Source organism: uncultured Sphingomonas sp., from assembly GCF_913774285.1.
Lineage (GTDB): Bacteria > Pseudomonadota > Alphaproteobacteria > Sphingomonadales > Sphingomonadaceae > Sphingomonas.
This window is the reverse complement of sequence record NZ_CAJYHX010000021.1, coordinates 60,075-76,924: the sequence shown is the minus strand read 5'-3', so window position 1 is coordinate 76,924 and position 16,850 is coordinate 60,075. Positions and strand designations below refer to the sequence as shown.

15 protein-coding genes are annotated in these 16,850 nt (G+C 67.6%); 8 read left to right on the top strand and 7 right to left on the bottom strand.

Annotation, left to right across the window (positions count from 1 at the left end):
- Window positions 1-6 precede the first annotated feature (6 nt).
- Window positions 7-435, top strand: coding sequence for a MerR family DNA-binding transcriptional regulator (locus QZ670_RS09815; protein WP_294254454.1), 429 nt, complete (start codon window positions 7-9; stop codon window positions 433-435).
- Window positions 436-461: 26 nt separating this feature from the next.
- Window positions 462-2,264: an acyl-CoA dehydrogenase C-terminal domain-containing protein gene (locus tag QZ670_RS09810; protein ID WP_294254452.1), complete on the top strand. Its 1,803-nt coding sequence runs from the start codon at window positions 462-464 to the stop codon at window positions 2,262-2,264.
- On the opposite strand, the gene QZ670_RS09805 is transcribed toward QZ670_RS09810, so the two are convergent.
- On the bottom strand, window positions 2,261-3,616 hold the full coding sequence (locus QZ670_RS09805) for a cell wall hydrolase (protein ID WP_294254450.1): 1,356 nt from the start codon (window positions 3,614-3,616) through the stop codon (window positions 2,261-2,263). The two genes, QZ670_RS09810 and QZ670_RS09805, sit on opposite strands and share 4 nt — an antisense overlap.
- Before the next feature lie 169 nt (window positions 3,617-3,785).
- On the opposite strand from QZ670_RS09805, the gene QZ670_RS09800 reads away from it, so the two are divergent.
- Entirely contained in the window at window positions 3,786-5,603 is a 1,818-nt protein-coding gene (locus tag QZ670_RS09800) for a sodium:proton antiporter (RefSeq protein ID WP_294254448.1), read from the top strand.
- Between the two features lie 11 nt (window positions 5,604-5,614).
- On the top strand, window positions 5,615-6,235 hold the full coding sequence (locus tag QZ670_RS09795) for an OmpA family protein (RefSeq protein WP_294254446.1): 621 nt from the start codon (window positions 5,615-5,617) through the stop codon (window positions 6,233-6,235).
- 144 nt (window positions 6,236-6,379) lie between these two features.
- On the opposite strand, the gene cysK is transcribed toward QZ670_RS09795, so the two are convergent.
- The 5 genes from cysK to QZ670_RS09770 all read right to left on the bottom strand — a co-directional run bounded on the left by cysK (window position 6,380) and on the right by QZ670_RS09770 (window position 11,253).
- A complete protein-coding gene (cysK, locus tag QZ670_RS09790; protein ID WP_294254445.1) occupies window positions 6,380-7,300 on the bottom strand; it encodes a cysteine synthase A in 921 nt (306 codons plus the stop codon).
- Complete coding sequence (locus tag QZ670_RS09785; protein WP_294254443.1) at window positions 7,297-8,619, bottom strand: MFS transporter; 1,323 nt, start codon at window positions 8,617-8,619, stop codon at window positions 7,297-7,299. Before QZ670_RS09785 ends, cysK begins: the two co-directional genes overlap by 4 nt.
- Window positions 8,620-8,684: 65 nt before the next feature.
- Window positions 8,685-10,079 carry an MFS transporter gene (locus tag QZ670_RS09780; protein ID WP_294254442.1) on the bottom strand — a complete coding sequence of 465 codons (1,395 nt, stop codon included), beginning with the start codon at window positions 10,077-10,079 and terminating at the stop codon, window positions 8,685-8,687.
- A 225-nt stretch (window positions 10,080-10,304) separates the two neighbouring features.
- On the bottom strand, window positions 10,305-10,499 hold the full coding sequence (locus tag QZ670_RS09775; protein WP_294254440.1) for a YdcH family protein: 195 nt from the start codon (window positions 10,497-10,499) through the stop codon (window positions 10,305-10,307).
- Window positions 10,500-10,731: 232 nt separating this feature from the next.
- Window positions 10,732-11,253: a glycine zipper 2TM domain-containing protein gene (locus tag QZ670_RS09770; RefSeq protein ID WP_294254437.1), complete on the bottom strand. Its 522-nt coding sequence runs from the start codon at window positions 11,251-11,253 to the stop codon at window positions 10,732-10,734.
- A gap of 195 nt (window positions 11,254-11,448) precedes the next feature.
- Here QZ670_RS09770 and QZ670_RS09765 point away from each other — a divergent pair, with 195 nt between their 5' ends.
- Window positions 11,449-11,772, top strand: coding sequence for a WYL domain-containing protein (locus QZ670_RS09765; RefSeq protein WP_294254436.1), 324 nt, complete (start codon window positions 11,449-11,451; stop codon window positions 11,770-11,772).
- Between the two features lie 9 nt (window positions 11,773-11,781).
- Here the strand turns inward: QZ670_RS09765 and QZ670_RS09760 are convergent, their stop codons facing one another.
- Window positions 11,782-14,091 carry a UvrD-helicase domain-containing protein gene (locus tag QZ670_RS09760; RefSeq protein WP_294254434.1) on the bottom strand — a complete coding sequence of 770 codons (2,310 nt, stop codon included), beginning with the start codon at window positions 14,089-14,091 and terminating at the stop codon, window positions 11,782-11,784.
- A 131-nt stretch (window positions 14,092-14,222) separates the two neighbouring features.
- Here QZ670_RS09760 and QZ670_RS09755 point away from each other — a divergent pair, with 131 nt between their 5' ends.
- The 3 genes from QZ670_RS09755 to QZ670_RS09745 all read left to right on the top strand — a co-directional run bounded on the left by QZ670_RS09755 (window position 14,223) and on the right by QZ670_RS09745 (window position 16,798).
- A complete protein-coding gene (locus QZ670_RS09755; protein WP_294254433.1) occupies window positions 14,223-15,803 on the top strand; it encodes an EAL domain-containing protein in 1,581 nt (526 codons plus the stop codon).
- The gene (locus QZ670_RS09750; RefSeq protein ID WP_294254431.1) at window positions 15,800-16,498 is read left to right on the top strand and encodes a hypothetical protein; all 699 of its coding nucleotides are present in this window, start codon (window positions 15,800-15,802) and stop codon (window positions 16,496-16,498) included. The genes QZ670_RS09755 and QZ670_RS09750 overlap by 4 nt, the downstream gene beginning before the upstream one ends.
- A gap of 108 nt (window positions 16,499-16,606) precedes the next feature.
- The gene (locus QZ670_RS09745; protein ID WP_294254429.1) at window positions 16,607-16,798 is read left to right on the top strand and encodes a hypothetical protein; all 192 of its coding nucleotides are present in this window, start codon (window positions 16,607-16,609) and stop codon (window positions 16,796-16,798) included.
- Window positions 16,799-16,850: the final 52 nt, after the last annotated feature.

Genomic DNA, 16,850 nt, shown 5'->3' with positions numbered 1-16,850 from the left:
GACGATATGAACGCTGCTGCCGCTCCGATCGAGGCCCTGGCGCCGATCGAACCGCGTCCCGACCGCGACGCCTTTTCCATTTCCGACCTGTGTGCCGAGTTCGGGGTCACCCCGCGCGCGCTACGCTTCTACGAGGACGAGGGACTGATCGCGCCCGAGCGGCGTGGCACCCAGCGCATCTACACGCACCGCGATCGCGCCCGGCTCGCCTGGATCCTGCGTGGCAAGCGCGTCGGCTTCAGCCTGGGCGAGATCAAGGAGATGATCGATCTCTACGATCTCGGCGACGGCCGGCGCGTCCAGCGCCAGGTGACGCTGGAGCGCTGCATGGACCGCATCCGCCATCTCGAAGCGCAGAAGCGCGACATCGACGCGCATATCGCCGAGCTCGCGCAGTTCGTCGACCTGATCAAAAGCAAAGACAACGAGCACTAAGAACAACGAACGCTGAGGAACCTGAAATGCCGCAGTTTACCCCGCCCGTGCGCGACACGCGCTTCGTCCTCGATCGGGTCATCGGGCTCGACCGCTACACCAACCTGCCGCACTTCCAGGCGGCGACGCCCGACGTGGTCGACGCGGTACTGGAGGAAGGCGGCAAGTTCGTCGCCGAGGTGCTGTTCCCGATCAACCATAGCGGCGACCAGCAGGGCTGCACTCGTCACCCCGACGGCAGCGTGACGACCCCGGAAGGCTTCAAGGAAGCGTACAAGCAGTTCGTCGAGAGCGGCTGGGGCACGCTGAGCGCGCCGGCGGAGTTTGGCGGCCAGGCGATGCCGCACGTCGTGGCGACCGCATTCGAGGAGTATATGATCGCCTCGAACATGGCCTTTGCCATGTATCCGGGCCTGACGCACGGCGCGATCGCCGCGCTGCTGGTCAAGGGCTCGGACGAGCAGAAGGCCAAGTACGTCCCCAAGATGGTCTCGGGCGAATGGGGCGGCACGATGAACCTGACCGAGCCGCAGTGCGGCACCGATCTGGGCCTCATCAAGACGAAGGCCGAGCCCAATCCGGACGGCTCCTACAGCATCACCGGTACCAAGATCTTCATCTCGTCGGGCGAGCATGACCTGACCAGCAACATCATCCACCTGGTGCTGGCCAAGACCCCGGGCGCGCCGGACAGCACCAAGGGCATCTCGCTGTTCGTGGTGCCCAAGTTCCTGGTGAACGACGACGGCTCGCTCGGCGCGCGCAACGGGGTGAGCTGCGGCTCGATCGAGCACAAGATGGGCATCCACGCCAACTCGACCTGCGTGATGAACTATGACGGCGCCACCGGCTGGCTGGTCGGCGAGGAGATGAAGGGTCTCGCCGCGATGTTCATCATGATGAACGCGGCGCGGCTGGGTGTCGGCCTGCAGGGCCTCGGCATCGCCGAAGTCGCGATGCAGAACGCGGTGCAATACGCCGGCGACCGCCGCCAAGGTCGTGCGCTGACCGGGCCGAAGGAGCCGGCGGAAAAGGCCGACACGCTGTTCGTCCATCCCGACGTCCGCCGCATGCTGATGGAGGCCAAGGCGCAGATCGAAGGCTTGCGTGCGCTGTGCCTGTGGGGGGCGCTCCAGGTCGATATGGAGCATGCTGCCGCCACCGAGGAGGAGCGCCAGCTCGCCGGTGATCTGATCGGGCTGCTGACCCCGGTGATCAAGGGCGTTGGCACGGACATTGGCTACAAGGTCGCGACCGACTGCCAGCAGGTCTATGGCGGTCATGGCTATATCGCCGAATGGGGCATGGAGCAGTATGTCCGCGATGCCCGCATCGCGATGATCTACGAAGGCACCAACGGCGTGCAGGCGATGGATCTGGTCGGGCGCAAGCTGGCGCTGAACGGCGGCCGGGCGGTGCAGGCCTTCTTCCGCGTGGTGAGCGAGGAAGTCGCAGCCGCCAAGGGCAACGAGAAGCTTGCGGGCTTTGCCGAGGCGCTGGAGAAGGCGCTCGGTCACCTGCAGGGTGCCACCATGTGGCTGGCGCAGAATGGGTTCAAGAACCCGAACGAAGTCGGCGCGGGCGCCTATCCGTACATGCAGCTGACCGGCCTGGTCGCGCTCGGCCTGATGTGGCTGCGCATGGCCAAGGCGGCAAGCGAGGCGCTGGCACAGGGTGCCGAGGACGTTGCCTTCCTGGAAGCCAAGCTGGTCACCGCGCGCTTCTATGCCGAGCGGTTCCTCCCCGATGCGAGCGGCCTGCGCCGCAAGATCGAGGCGGGCAGCGAGGCGGTGATGGCGCTCGATCCCGAAATGTTCAAGGCAGCCTAATCGCTGTTGGGGACTGCGGAGGCCGGTGTCGCGGGAGCCGCGGCGCCGGCCTTGTTCTGTGCGGGCGGTGCCTTGCGGCGGACGCCGTCGAGCGGGGCCGGTTCGGGCGCGGCAGTGGGGCTCGGCGACGGCGCCGGCCGCGGCAGCAATGCGCGGCGCATGCACTGGACGGTATCCGAGCGGCGGAACTGGTCGCAGTTCCACAAGGCCTTCACATAGTGGACCTTCTCGTCGCGCAAATAGCTGAAAGACATCGCGGCGGCCTGTTCGCCTGTCGGCGGCAGGCGCGGCGGCTTCATGGCCGGATCCACCCAGCCCATGAACTTGCAATAGGGCCGGTCGCCGCAGGCTCGAAGCGCGACGGCGGGAAACAGGTCCGGCAGCATGTCGTCGGACAGGGTGACGAGAAACACGTTCGGATCGCCCGCGGTCGGCGCGGGGATTGCGCTGGCGGGCAGCCCGGCCGCCGCCTTCCGCGCATCGAACATCAGGCCGCTGGCACCGGGATCACCGATCGGGCTGGCCGAATCGATCTCGGTCGGCGCCACGAAACCCTGGTGGACCGGCGAGAGCCTGCCGAGCAACGCGATCTTAGGCTCGTCGGCGACATAGGCGCGGTTGAAGGCGGGCGGGGTGCCCCACCAGCCAGCCCAGCGGAAGAACAGATGCGTGTGCAGCGCAACGATCTTGTCGAGGCTCGCGCTCCAATAGGGCACCACCCAGTCGGTATGGTAATGGGTCGCGTGGCCGACCGGGCGGAACACCGTGCCGTGGAGCGCCATCTTCGCGATCTCGCGGGCGCGGCTCCAGGCGGCGGGCGTCGGCGACCAGCGCAGCATCGCGCCGTCGCAGCTGAAGGTGAATTGGCAGCCGGTGCTGCGCTCGGATCCCTGGAACACGACGCCGCACACCGTCTTCGGGAAGGCGGGATGGCGGACCCGGTTGAGGATCACCTGCGCAACAGCCCGCTCGCCCAGTGCATCGTCGCCGGCCTCGTAGACCTCGGCGGCGGCGAGGCAGTCGACCGCGCGCTCCTGGCTGTCGGCCGCCCCGATCAGGTGGAAGGGCCGCGCTGCCGGATTCGGATCGGTGGAGAAGGGGATGGACGCGTTGAACGCCCGGGCATCCTCTGGGTCGAGATCTGCGATCGCGACCGGCTCTACCGGCGGCAGCTCTTCCTTCGGCACCACCCGGTTGGGCAGCGCGACCGGCGGCACGCGACGGGCGCGGTGCGGTACCTTGGGCGCGTTGATAACCAGCAGGGTCGGCACCACCAGCGCAGCGAGCGCGACGATGCCGAGGACGAGACGTAGCCACAGGGGAGGAGAAGCGGTGGGAAGGGCAGGCGTCACGGGCGGGTGCGATGTTCCAAAATTGGGGTGGCCGCCTGTATCCGAACACGCCTGAACTGGGAACAACACAGTTCCGACCGCCAGCGAAACGGAACCGATGCGGCGGTGCAACCGTATTGAGGGCGGGGCGCGCAACGACTTTGCGCATGAAAGAAGGTATTTTCTCCGGATGCATCAACCCGCGCTCGTCATCGCGCTGATCGGTGCGCTCGGCATCGGTGCGCAGTGGATTGCCTGGCGTACCGGCTGGCCCGCCATCGCGCTGATGCTCGTCGCCGGCGTGCTCGCCGGGCCGGTGGCCGGGCTGATCGAGCCGCACGCGGTGTTCGGCGAACTGCTCGAGCCGATCGTCTCGATTGCCGTCGCGCTGATCCTGTTCGAAGGCGGTCTCAGCCTCAACTTCCGCGAGCTGCGTCGCACCGACGGCGCGGTGACGCGGCTGGTGCTGCTCGGCGTGCCGATCGGCTGGGGGCTGGGGACGCTGGCGCTCTATTATGCTGCCGGGCTCGTCTGGCCGGTGGCGACGCTGTTCGCCGGTATCCTCGTGGTCACCGGACCCACGGTGGTGCTGCCGCTGCTTCGTCAGAGCAATGTCGCGCAGCGGCCCCGTGCGATTCTGAAGTGGGAAGCGATCGTCAACGATCCGATCGGCGCGCTGTGCGGGCTGGTGACCTATGAATATCTCCGCCGTGCCGGGGATGGCGGCACGCTGCTCAGCGTGCTGGGCTCGCTGCTCGCCGCGAGTCTGGTCGCCGGCCTGATCGGCTATGTCGTCGCCAAGGCGATCGGCTGGGCGTTCCAGCGCGGCCATGTGCCGGAATATCTGAAGGCGCCGGTGCTGCTGGTTGCGGTGATCGGCGTGTTCGTCGGCTCCAACCTGATTCAGCAGGAGACCGGGCTGATCACGGTGACGGTGATGGGCGTGGCCCTCGCCAATATGAAGCTGGACTCATTGCGCGACATCCATCCGTTCAAGGAGAATGTCACCGTCCTGCTGATCTCGGGCGTCTTCGTGCTGCTCTCCGCCTCGCTCGACTTCGAAGTGCTGCGGCATTTCGAGTGGCGCTTCCTCGCCTTCCTCGCGGCGCTGCTGTTCCTGGTGCGGCCGATCACCGTGCTGCTGAGCCTCGCCTTCACCAAGGTGCCGTGGAACGAGCGGCTGCTGGTCGCCTGGATTGCGCCCCGCGGAATCGTGGCGGTGGCGATCTCGGGCCTGTTCGCGCTGCGGCTGGACAAGCTGGGGTACAGCGACGGATCGATCCTGGTGACCCTGTCCTTCGCCGTGGTGGTTGCGACGATCGTCGCGCACGGCTTCTCGATCGGGCCCGTGGCCAAGCTGCTCAAGGTGACCGGCGCCACCGAGCGCGGGCTGCTGATCGTCGGCGGCACGCCGTGGAGTCTGGCGCTCGCCGACCAGCTGCGCCAGCTGGAGGTGCCGGTGACGATCTGCGACACCAGCTGGCAGCGGCTGCGGCCGGCGCGCTCGGCGGGTATCGCCACCTATCACGGCGAGATCCTCGCCGAGGCGACCGAGGACAGGCTGGACATGTCGCAGTTCCAGGTACTCGCCGCGACCAGCGACAACGAGGCCTATAACGCGCTGGTCTGCAACGAATTCGCCCATGAGATGGGGCGCGACAATGTCTACCAGCTCGGCAGCGGCGGCGATGAAGAGGATGCCCGGGCGCTGCCGGAGTCGCTGCGCGGCCGTGCGCTGTTCACCAGCGGGCACGGCGTCGAGGAGATCGTCGAGCGCGACCGCGACGGCTGGACCTTCCGCAAGACGCGTCTGACCGAGCAGTTCGATTTCGACGCCGCCAAGGCCGACCTGCCGGACGCGGCGGACATGCTGCTGCTCGTGCGCAAGGGCGGGCTGCTCCGCTTCTTCTCGCACGCCAGCCGCCCGACGCCGCAGCCGGGCGACACGATCATCTCGTACGTGCCCCCCATGCCGGCGGCGCGACGACTGCAGGAGGAGGTTGCATGAGCAGATGGGCGATGCTGGGGCTCGCGGTGGCGCTGGCGGGCTGCAATGTGCGGGAGCCCGCCCGCGACAATGAAGCGGCAGAGAACAAGAGCATCCTTGCCGAGGACGATGGCCTCGCCAACAACAGCGCCGCCGAGGCGCCCAAGTCCATCCTGCGCCCGGAGGTGGTGCCGGACGAGCCCGAAACGCCCGCGCTCAAGCCGCTGGATGTCGTGGTCCCCTTCGGCGCATCCGGGCTGAAGCTGGACGATGCAGGCCGCAAGCTGCTGGACGAGATGCTGGGCAACGCGACCCTGGCAGCGGGCGGACCGATCAAGATCGGCGGCCACAGCGATACGCGCGGCAATGACCGCGACAATCTGGTCTCGTCGCGCAAGCGCGCGGAGGCAGTGCGGGACTATTTGCTATCGAAGGGTGTCCCGGCCGAGCGAATGACGGTGATCGCGTTCGGCGAAACCCGCGCGCTGGTGCCGAACGCCAAAGCGGATGGCACCGACGATCCCGAGGCGCGGGCGAAGAACCGCCGGGTCGAGGTGCAGGTGGCGCTGCCTGTCGCTGCGGAGACACCGACCGCTCCAGCGGACAACGGAACCGCCGAGGCTTCCACGGCTGATGCAAAGGCCCAGCAATAGATTCCAACATGCTGTCATCCCGGCGAAAGCCGGGATCCATTCATCACTCCGGCTCGGCAGGAGCCGCGCCGTTGAAGTCAATGGATCCCGGCTTCCGCCGGGATGACCGTGGAGGGGCAGCGCCCTCCACCTTTCGATCAGATCTCAGCTCTCGGGCAGGAAGTCCGGCACGCTCAGATAGCGCTCGCCGGTGTCGTAGTTGAAGCCCAGCACGCGCACGCCATCGGGCAGGTCGGGAAGCTTCTGGAGGATCGCCGCCAGCGTGCCGCCCGAGGAAATGCCGACCAGCATGCCCTCTTCGGCGGCCGAGCGCCGCGCCATGTCCTTGGCCACCGCCGCATCGACCTTGATCACGCCGTCAATCGCGTCGGTGTGCAGGTTCTTGGGCACGAAGCCCGCGCCGATGCCCTGGATCGGGTGCGGACCCGGCTGGCCGCCCGAGATCACCGGCGACAGTTCCGGCTCGACCGCGAACACCTTGAGGTTCGGCCATTCCTTCTTCAGTGCCTCGGCGACGCCGGTGATGTGGCCGCCCGTACCGACGCCGGTGATGATCACATCGATCGGGGTGTCACGGAAATCGTTTAGGATTTCCTGTGCGGTGGTACGCACATGGACGTCGATGTTCGCAGAATTTTCGAACTGCTGCGGCATCCAGGCGCCGGGCGTGCTCTCGACGATCTCCAGCGCACGCTCGATCGCGCCCTTCATCCCCTTCTCGCGCGGGGTGAGGTCGAAGCTCGCCCCATAGGCCAGCATCAGCCGGCGGCGTTCGAGCGACATGCTCTCCGGCATTACCAGGATCAGCTTGTAACCCTTCACCGCCGCGACCATCGCCAAGCCGACGCCGGTATTGCCGCTGGTCGGCTCGACGATCGTGCCGCCGGGCTGGAGGCTGCCGTCCTTCTCGGCAGCCTCGATCATCGCGAGTGCGATGCGGTCCTTGATAGAGCCGCCCGGGTTCGAGCGCTCGGACTTGATCCACACCTCGGCGCCGGGGAACAGCTTGTTGATACGGACGTGCGGCGTGTTGCCGATCGTCTCGAGGATCGTATTGGCCTTCATGTCGTCATCTCCTTGGGAGGAACTTCGAGGGTGGCCGGAGGATCGAAGGTTCGAGCCCGCTTGAGCTCAGGGAATAGCTTCGACCACAGCAATGTGACAAGGATCGCGCCGATGCCGCCGCCGATCACCGCGGCAACCGGGCCGATCAGCGCGGCGAGGAAGCCGCTTTCGGCTTCGCCTAGCTCGTTGGAGCCGGAAATGAACAGGGTGGAGACCGCACCGACGCGGCCGCGCATCTCGTCCGGCGTGTAGAGCTGGATCAGCGACTGGCGGACGTACACCGAAACCATGTCGGCCGCGCCCAGCACGAACAGCGCGGCGAGCGAAATCAGCACGGCGGGCGACAGATCGGTGCCGACCGCCTTGGGGCCGAGCACCGGCACCAGCAGCGGCGCCGCCGCGCCGAACACCACCGTCGCCAGGCCGAACAGCGCGACCGCGACCAGCATCTTCACGCCCACATTGGTCTTGAGCGGGCGCCAGGAGAAGAACAGGGCCGTCACCACCGCACCCAACGCAGGCGCGGCGCGAAGGTGCCCGAGGCCCTCGGATCCCACCTGCAGGATGTCGCGCGCATAGACCGGCAGCATCGCCGTCGCGCCGCCGAGCAGCACCGCGAACAGGTCGAGCGAGATCGCGCCCAGCACAAGCCGGTTGCGGCGGACATAATGCAGCCCGTCGACCATCTGCGACCAGGGGCTGCCGGTGAACTTGCGGTTCGCAACCGGCACCGCGCCGATCAGGAAGAGCATCAGCAGCGAGACGAGGAACAGCCCGCCCGACACGGCATAGGCGAGCCAGGAGGCGGCGGCGTAGAGATAGCCGCCCATCGCCGGGCCGATCACGGTGCCGGTCTGCCAGGCGAGCGAGCTGAGCGCGATCGCCGTCGGCAGCACGTGCTTGGGCACGAGGTTCGGGGCCAGCGCGCCGAGCGCCGGGCTCACAAATGCGCGTGCGACGCCCAGCAGCGCGGCGATGGCGAACAGTGCGGGCAGGGTGATGGTGTGCTGCCAGGTCAGCCATGCAAGCGCGAGCGCGCATCCGGCTTCGAGTGCAACCGCGGCGCGCGCGATCCAGCGCCGGTCGAGCCTGTCCGCCACCCAGCCGGCAAAGAGCGACAGGAACAGCAGCGGCAGGAACTGCGCGACGCCGATCATGCCGAGCTGGAACGCCGCTTCCTTGATGCTCATCGTGCGGCGGGCGATATCGTAGACCTGCCAGCCGATCACGATCACCATCGCCATCTGGCCCAGCGTGGCGGCGAGGCGGGCTACGAAATAGGCGCGGAAGTTGCCGATGGCGAACGGATGCGGTGACATGGTCTCGCTCTTGGCGCGCTGCCCGGCCCTGCGCAATGCTTCGATGGTTTGGGGCCGGTAAAGCTTTACCCCATCTGCGCGGGCTGCGCCTGGTCCGCCTCGACCTTCGCCGGGTTGCGGATCGACGGGCGCAGACGCGCGAGGCTGCACAGCCCCGCGATCAGCGCGAGGCCGGCGGCGACCAACGCCGGGGTGCTCCCGGCGCCGACGCCCATCGCCAGCAGTGCGGCGACCAGCGTCGCGCCGGTGGTCTGGCCGACCATCCGTGTCGTGGAGATCAGGCCGCCCGCCGCGGCCGCGCGCTCCACCGGTGCCGAGCCGATGATCAGCCGGGCATTGGGCGAGAGGAACATGCCGAACCCCGCGCCGGTGAGCGACATCCGCCAGGCGATGTCGAAATAGCTGGGGTCGTGCGGCAGGAAGGCGAGGGCGAGCAGGCCGGAGATCGCGATCGCCATGCCGATGCCGCCGAGTGCCCCGGCCGGATAGCGATCGGAAAGCGTGCCGGCGAGCGGGGCGACGAACATCGTCGTCAGCGGCCAGGGTGCGATCACCGCGCCGACTTCCGACGGCGCGAAGCCATAGCCATGCTGGAGGCGGAACGGCAGCGCGAGCAGCAGCGTCATCGTCGCGATGAAGGCGGTGAAGGCGCCGATGGTCGAGAGCGCCAGCACCGGCCGGGCGAGCAGGTCGACCGGCAGGATCGGCTCGGCCTCGCCCTGTTCGCGGCGGACGAAGATCACCCCCACGGCGATCCCCGCGATCACCACCGCGGCCGATACCACCGGGCTGTCGCCATGTACGCCGCTCTCCAGCCCGCCGATCACCAGCCCGAACATGGCCGCGCACAGCACTGCGCCAAGCACGTCGAACGGCGCCTTCGAGCGCGGGATGTCGGGCAACGCGCGGCCGAGCAGCAGGCTGGCCACCGCGAAAGGGACGGCGGAGGCGAATACCCAGGGCCAGGGCCCTACCGCCAGCACCAGTCCGCCCAGGGTGGGCGCGATCGCCGCGGAGACCGACACCACCACCGAGTTCACGCCCAGCCCGCGCCCGAGCTGCTTCGCGGGATAGATTTGCCGCACCAGCGCCGAGGAGACGCTGAGTGCTGCGGCCGCGCCGGCCGCCTGCGCCGCGCGGACGATCAGCAGAAAGGGCAGGCTTTTGGCGAAGAAGCACAGGATCGTCGCGACGGTGAAGACGATCTGGCCCCATTGGTAGAGCCGCTTCAGGCCGATGCGGTTGCCCAGCCCGGAAAAGGGCAGGAGAAGCATCACCAGCACCAGCTGATACACCGTCACTACGGCAACAGCGGCCGAGGAGTCGACGTGCAGGTCGCGCGCGATGGTGGGGAGCGCCACGGTGGCGATGGCGCCGTCGATCACCACCAGCGCCGTGCCGAACGACACGGCGGCGATGGCGGTGAGGCGGCGGGGCATGGGAAGGCCGTCGGTTTGCATTGCGGGCTTAGTGCATCAGCACGCGCTCGGTTCCCAGCCCGGAACAACAGGGCGAACCCATGGTTTAGTCGAAAGCGAAACGACGTTTTCAGGAGATTGGAATGGGTAAGGGCATCCTGTTGTGGCTGTTGGGGATTCCGCTTCCCATCATCATCCTGCTGCTGATCTTCTGGCATTGAGGATCGCGGGTCCGGCGAATGCTCGCCGGACCCATCCCGCCGGCATTCAGCGCCGGCTCGGCATCAGCGCGAGCCGCGCGGCCGGCCCCGGCAGATGCAGGTGCAGCCGGTCCTTCACCGCAAGCTTGTGCTTCTTGAGCTGCGCCAGGCGAAAGGCGTCCGGCAGGCGGCGGCGCAATTCGCTGCGGATCTCGCGCTCCAGCATCCGGTGCGTAGCGATCAAGCGTTCAACAATCGTCATCGTCATGGCTCCAAATCGATGATTGCATCGATCGAGCGGCCCGATGGAGAGGGTGGTGCGAGTGGGAAAGACCGCCGATCCTGCACCGAGCACGCTCGATGCGGTCCGACATCACGGGGCTTCAGCTGAAGCCGCCGCCAGAGGGGCCCGGTCCCGCGGTATCAACATAGGATCATCGCGTTCGAGGACAAGGGGCTTCGCGACGAAGCGTGCGAAGCCCCGAGCGCGCGCCTCAGCGGCAGCGCACGTCCTGGTTGTTCATCTGGTTGTTGCGGTCGACCGAGTTGCCGATCGCGCCGCCGGCAATCGCGCCCAGCAGCGTACCGACGGTGCTCGAACCGCGGCCGGAAATGACGTTGCCGAACAGGCCGCCCGCCGCTGCGCCGACGATCAAGCCGGTGGTCCCGTCGGGGCGCTTGCAATAATAGCGGCCGTCGTCGCCGCGATAGACACGGTCGTCGCGGCTCAACACGCGCTCGCTGCTGCCGGGACGGTAGTAGCGCGACGGCTCCCAATCGCCTTCGTCGCGGATGTCGACGCGCGGCGGAGGCGGTGCGTGGGCCAGCCAGTCGCTGTAGTTGGCGTAGCGCTCGGATGCCTGCTGGAACAGGCGATATTCGCGGTCGAACCGGTCGCGCGCGGCCTCGAACCGGGCGCGCTCCTGATCCGGCGAGGAATATTGCTGCGCCGAGGCCGGCGCTGCGACCGAAAGGCCTGCGGTCGCGAGCGCAACCAGGGCCAGGACATGCTTCATGCGAGTCTCCTTCATTCACCCGGCCGGCGCTAAGGCCGGGAACGGTGCTTCCATCTACCCTTGCGCGTGAAGCACGGCTGAACGAAGCTATCGCCGAAACAAAGCTGGGAGAGGCGTGTCCCATGGTCTATGCGCTTTGCACTTGCTGCTCTGCAGCATTGGTATCATATTTGTCTCATGAACGTTAGCGCTGCCGTGACCGAAGCACCTATCAACAACACGCCCTTCGTCCTGGAGGGCATCGTCCGCCTGCGCTGTCTGCAGGTGACCTATAATCGCACGCGCATGATCGTCGCGCCGTATATCCTCTACACGCGCAACGAATCGCTCTACACCGACGCGCAGATCGTTTCACGCGAGGGTATGCTGCCCCGCGAGCCCAAGATCGCCACCTTCAAGGTCGATGGCCTCAAGGAAGTCTCGGTGCTCGACCGCGCGTTCGAGATCGGCGAGATGTTCGATCCCGAGCTCGACAAATATGTCGGCAACACGCTGATGAAGGTCGAGCCCGAGGCCTGACCTTCCCCGTCAATCGGGCACGCTGACGAAGCTGTCCATCACCCGCTTGCGGCCGGCCTGCTCGAAATCGATCTCCAGCTTGTTGCCCTCGATCTCGGCGATGAGGCCATAGCCGAACTTCTGGTGAAACACGCGCATGCCGAGCGTGAGGTCGCCGCGCGGCTTGGCGCCGAAGCTCACCGCCGACGCACGGCTCTCCAGCACGCGCGGCTGGTCGCGGGTGAAGGTGCGGCTGGTGAAGCCGCCACCCGGGTTCTTGGTGTCGACCCCCGCCGCGCGCTGCCAGCCCGGCCCGCGCCCGGCGCCGCGCGACACATCGGCGAAGGGATCGCTCCGCTCGCTCCAGTTCGCCCGCCACAGGCTCTCGCCCCCGGTCATCGTGCTTTCCGACTCGACATGCTCGGGCGGCAGCTCGCCGACGAAGCGGCTCGGCAGGCTCGACGTCCATTGCCCATAGATGCGGCGATTGGCGGCATGCAGGATGATTGCCCGCCGCCGCGCCCTGGTGATCGCGACATAGGCGAGCCGGCGCTCCTCCTCCAGGCTCGCCAGCCCGCCCTCGTCGAGCGCGCGCTGCGAGGGGAACAGGCCTTCCTCCCAGCCGGCGAGGAACACGGTGTCGAACTCCAGCCCCTTGGCGGCATGGATCGTCATGATCGTCACCTTGGGCTCCTCGGCGGAGGCCTCGTTATCCATTACTAAGCTGACATGCTCGAGGAAGGCAGAGAGGCTCTCATACTCCTCCATCGCGCGGACGAGTTCGTTGAGGTTCTCCAGCCGCCCGGCCGCCTCGGCGGTACGATCGGCCTGCCACATCGCGGTATAGCCGCTCTCGTCGAGGATGATGCGGGCGAGGTCCGGGAGCTGCAGATCGTCGCCCATGCTTCGCCAGCGGATCATGTCGCCGATCAGGTTGCCGAGCGAACGGCGGGCCTGCGGGGTCAGCTCGTCGGTATCGAGGATGCGCGCGGCGGCGGTGGCCAGCGGCAGCCCCTGCGCGCGGGCGAACTGGTGCACCTTGGCCAGCGCCTTGTCGCCGAGGCCGCGCTTGGGGACATTCACGATGCGCTCGAAGGCAAGGTCGTCGGCCGGCTGCGCCACGACGCGCAGATAGGCGAGCGCGTCGCGGATTTCCTGCCGCTCATAGAAGCGGAAGCCGCCGATGATGCGATAAGGCAGGCCGATCGCGATGAACCGGTCTTCGAACTCGCGTGTCTGGTGCTGCGCGCGAACGAGGATAGCGGTGGCGTCGAGGCTGAGCCCACCGCGCTGCAGCCCCTCGATCTCCTCGCCGACCCGGCGCGCTTCCTCAGGACCATCCCAGACGCCAAGCACCTTCACCTTCTCGCCGACGTCGACCTCGGTCCACAGCGTCTTGCCGAGCCGCCCGCCATTGTTGGCGATCACGCCCGAGGCGGCGCCGAGGATGTGCGGGGTGGAGCGGTAATTCTGCTCCAACTTGATCACAACGGCGCCAGGGAAGTCCTTCTCGAACTTCAGGATATTTTCCACCTGCGCGCCGCGCCAGCTGTAGATCGACTGGTCGTCGTCGCCGACGCAGCAGATGTTCTTGCGCTCCTGCGCGAGCAGCCGCAGCCAGAGATACTGGACCGAGTTGGTATCCTGATACTCGTCCACCATGATGTAGCGGAAGCGCTTCTGATACTGCTCCAGAACCTCACGATTCGTCTTAAGAATGGTGAGCATGTGCAGGAGAAGATCGCCGAAGTCGCAGGCGTTGAGCAGCCGCAGCCGCTCCTGATACTGCGCATAGAGCGACTGGCCACGGCCATTGGCGTAGCTCTCGGACTCGCCGGCATCGAGGTCGGCGGGGATCATGCCGCGGTTCTTCCACCCGTCGATAAGCCCGGCCAACTGGCGCGCCGGCCAGCGCTTCTCATCGAGATCGTTGGCAATGATCAGCTGCTTGAGCAGGCGGAGCTGGTCGTCGGTGTCGAGGATGGTGAAGTTGCTCTGCAGGCCCACAAGCTCGGCATGGCGGCGCAGCATCTTCGCGCCGATCGCGTGGAAGGTGCCGAGCCAGGGCATGCCCTCCACCGCCTCGCCGACCAGCCGGCCGACCCGCTCGCGCATTTCGCGCGCGGCCTTGTTGGTGAAGGTCACCGCCAAGATCTCCGACGGATAGGCCTTTCGCGTCCACAGCAGGTGCGCCAGCCGCGCGGTGAGCGCCGCGGTCTTGCCCGTGCCCGCGCCGGCCAGCACCAGCACCGGGCCCTCGGTGGTCAGCACGGCCTCGCGCTGGGGTTCGTTCAGGCCCTGCAGATAAGGGGTGTCCTGGGGAGTAGGGGCAAGCGACATCCGTGAACAACTAGGGAACGCCGCCGCCGGGGGCAAGCACCCGCAAGGCCCGTAGCCTCCGTAACGCTACGGAAGCAGCGATTTTCATAACCTCTCTACAATGAATAAGGCCCCCCGGCCACGGAGACAGCATGCGCCGGCCCCCGAAACAGACTCACCGCCATGTCATCCGCCCGATCGAGGCGGCGGTGCTGCTCGGCGTCGCGGCCGCGATCGCGATGGTGTTTGACCGGACCGACATGTTCGAGCAGCTGCTCGCGTTCATGGCCGCGCATGAGGCGTGGCAGCTCGACGAATATTTCTTCACCTTCGCGCTATCGGGCATCGGCTTCATCGTGCTCGCGGTGCGCCGCGCCGCAGACCTTGCCCGCGAGATCGACCAACGCGAAGCCGCCGAGGCGCGCGCCAACCAGCTGGCCCGGCACGATCCGCTGACCGGCCTTGCCAATCGCCGCGTGCTGCAGGACGAACTGCCCCTGCTGATCGAGCGCGCGGCCGATGACGGCACGCAGTGCAGCCTGTTCTGCATCGATCTCGATCACTTCAAGCCGGTAAACGACGTGCATGGCCATGACACCGGCGACGCCGTGCTGGTGCAGGTCGCGGAGCGGCTGGCGAAGCTGGCGCGCGGCGGCTTGCTCGCGCGGGTGGGCGGCGACGAATTCGTGCTGGCGCTGGTGCATGGCGACGGCAGCGATACCGCCAAAAGGCTGGCCACGCGGATCATCCGCGGGCTCAGCGCGCCCTATCAGGTCCGCGATCGCCGGATCGAGATCGGCGCCACGATCGGCATCGCGCGCAGCCCGAACGATGCGCTCCAGGCCGACGAATTGCTTCGTGCCGCCGATGTCGCGATGTACGAGGCCAAGCGGGCGGGGCGGGGCACCTGCCGCTTCTTCCAGACCGAAATGGATGCGCGGCTGCGCGCGCGCGCCGCGCTGGAGGCCGACCTTCGCGGCGCGATCGAGCGGGGCGAGGTATTGCCCTATTACCAGCCGGTCATGGCACTCGCCGACGGTCGGGTGGTCGGCTACGAGGCGCTGGCCCGCTGGCAGCACCCTACGCGCGGCATGATCGCGCCGGACGACTTCATCCCGATTGCCGAGGATATCGGCCTGATCGACATGCTTTCGGTGCGCATCCTCCACCAGGCGTGCATCGCCGCTCGCGACTGGCCGCCCGATGCGACCCTGTCGATCAACATCTCGCCGATCCAGCTCAAGGATCCCTGGCTGTCGGCACGACTGCTCGCGGTGCTCAGCGAAACCGGTTTCGCGCCGGGACGGCTGATCGTCGAGGTGACCGAGAATGCGATCATCGAGGACATTGACGCGGTAAGCGAGCTGTTCCGCTCGCTCCAGCGCACCGGCATCCGCATCGCGCTCGACGATTTCGGCAAGGGCTATTCGAGCCTGTCGCACCTGCGCCAGCTGCGCTTCAACCACCTCAAGATCGACAGCTCCTTCGTCCGCACGATGGACTCGGCGGAGAGCCGCAAGATCGTGCGCGCGGTGGCGGGGCTTGGACGCGCGCTCGGCATGCCGGTGACCGCCGAGGGCGTCGAAACCCCGGCCGCGGCCGAGGCGCTGCGCGAAATGGGCTGCGAACAGGCGCAGGGCTTTTTCTACGGGCGCCCCAGGGCCGTCGCCGATCCCGCGCCGCACGCCGCCGAGGATCGCGGCGACGGACCGAGCGAGGTCGATCGCGCATGAGGCGACGCTGGGCATGGGCGATCGCCGCGCTGGCGGTGCCGCTCGCGGCGCGTGCCCAGAGCGGCCCGGAGCAGATCGAGCAGCTCGAACCCGAAGCGGGTGAGTGGCAGCTGCAATATTCGGGCGCCTATGGCGGCGCCGACAGCCACGAGCTCGAGATCGGCCGCGGCGTCGGCCGGCATTGGGCGCTGGGCGTGGGCGCCGAGGTGGAGGCGGTGGACGGGCATCTCGCGCTGGATGGCCTTTCCGCGGTTGCGCTGGTGCGCCTGGTCGAACCGGAAGACCGGCCAGTCGGGCTTGGTCTGATGGGCCAGGTCTCGGTGGACCGCGTTGGGCGCTATGCCGGTGCCGAGCTGCGCGGCATCGCCGAGTCCCGCACTGCGCGCTGGTGGCTCCAGGCCAATCTCATGCTCCGCCACCGCCGCGACGATGGCGAGGCGGGCGCCAATATCGCCTATGTCGCTTCGATCCAGCACGGGCCTGCCCCGTTCTGGTACGGTATCGAACTGTCGGGGCGCGCCGCCCGGCTTGCCGGAGACGACGATGCAGCACCCGCCGGCCAGCATTATGCGGGGCCGAGCGTGACCTATCGCAGCCCGCGATCGGGTCTGGAACTCGGCTTGGCCTGGATGGTGCGGGTAGCCGGCGGCGGTGCGCCTTCGGGGCCGCGGGTGTTCGCCCAGCTCGACTTCTGAACAGCGCGCGGCAGTCTCACTGCCGCTAACCCGAATTCCGTAGCAGGGCGTCGCACGGCGGATTGCCCTGGCGCAATGCGGCGCCTATGGGCGGCGCCAGATTAACCCATGGCAAACTGGTTTTCCTCTCGCCGGACAAAGGTCCGGCTGGCAGCGGTGCTGACGCTCGCCATCGTCGCGGCAGTGGTTGCATGGCGGGCGCCGCAGACGCGCGCGCCCGGCTGCGTGCCCGGCCGCCAGGAGGAGCGGGATCAAAGCGGCAAGGTGGTGCGTATCCGGCACACCGAATGCCTGCGCTGAGCCCCGTGTCCTCCCGGCTTTGTCATCACCCCGTCACAAGCCATCCGCAAAG

What these genes read in the sequence shown, in the direction of transcription:
- QZ670_RS09815 (WP_294254454.1), top strand. Translation starts at nt 7, where the DNA reads ATGAACGCTGCTGCCGCTCCGATCGAGGCCCTGGCGCCGATCGAACCG.
- QZ670_RS09810 (WP_294254452.1), top strand. Translation starts at nt 462, where the DNA reads ATGCCGCAGTTTACCCCGCCCGTGCGCGACACGCGCTTCGTCCTCGAT.
- QZ670_RS09800 (WP_294254448.1), top strand. Translation starts at nt 3,786, where the DNA reads ATGCATCAACCCGCGCTCGTCATCGCGCTGATCGGTGCGCTCGGCATC.
- QZ670_RS09795 (WP_294254446.1), top strand. Translation starts at nt 5,615, where the DNA reads ATGCTGGGGCTCGCGGTGGCGCTGGCGGGCTGCAATGTGCGGGAGCCC.
- cysK (WP_294254445.1), bottom strand. Translation starts at nt 7,300, where the DNA reads ATGAAGGCCAATACGATCCTCGAGACGATCGGCAACACGCCGCACGTC.
- QZ670_RS09785 (WP_294254443.1), bottom strand. Translation starts at nt 8,619, where the DNA reads ATGTCACCGCATCCGTTCGCCATCGGCAACTTCCGCGCCTATTTCGTA.
- QZ670_RS09780 (WP_294254442.1), bottom strand. Translation starts at nt 10,079, where the DNA reads ATGCAAACCGACGGCCTTCCCATGCCCCGCCGCCTCACCGCCATCGCC.
- QZ670_RS09775 (WP_294254440.1), bottom strand. Translation starts at nt 10,499, where the DNA reads ATGACGATTGTTGAACGCTTGATCGCTACGCACCGGATGCTGGAGCGC.
- QZ670_RS09770 (WP_294254437.1), bottom strand. Translation starts at nt 11,253, where the DNA reads ATGAAGCATGTCCTGGCCCTGGTTGCGCTCGCGACCGCAGGCCTTTCG.
- QZ670_RS09760 (WP_294254434.1), bottom strand. Translation starts at nt 14,091, where the DNA reads ATGTCGCTTGCCCCTACTCCCCAGGACACCCCTTATCTGCAGGGCCTG.
- QZ670_RS09755 (WP_294254433.1), top strand. Translation starts at nt 14,223, where the DNA reads ATGCGCCGGCCCCCGAAACAGACTCACCGCCATGTCATCCGCCCGATC.
- QZ670_RS09750 (WP_294254431.1), top strand. Translation starts at nt 15,800, where the DNA reads ATGAGGCGACGCTGGGCATGGGCGATCGCCGCGCTGGCGGTGCCGCTC.
- QZ670_RS09745 (WP_294254429.1), top strand. Translation starts at nt 16,607, where the DNA reads ATGGCAAACTGGTTTTCCTCTCGCCGGACAAAGGTCCGGCTGGCAGCG.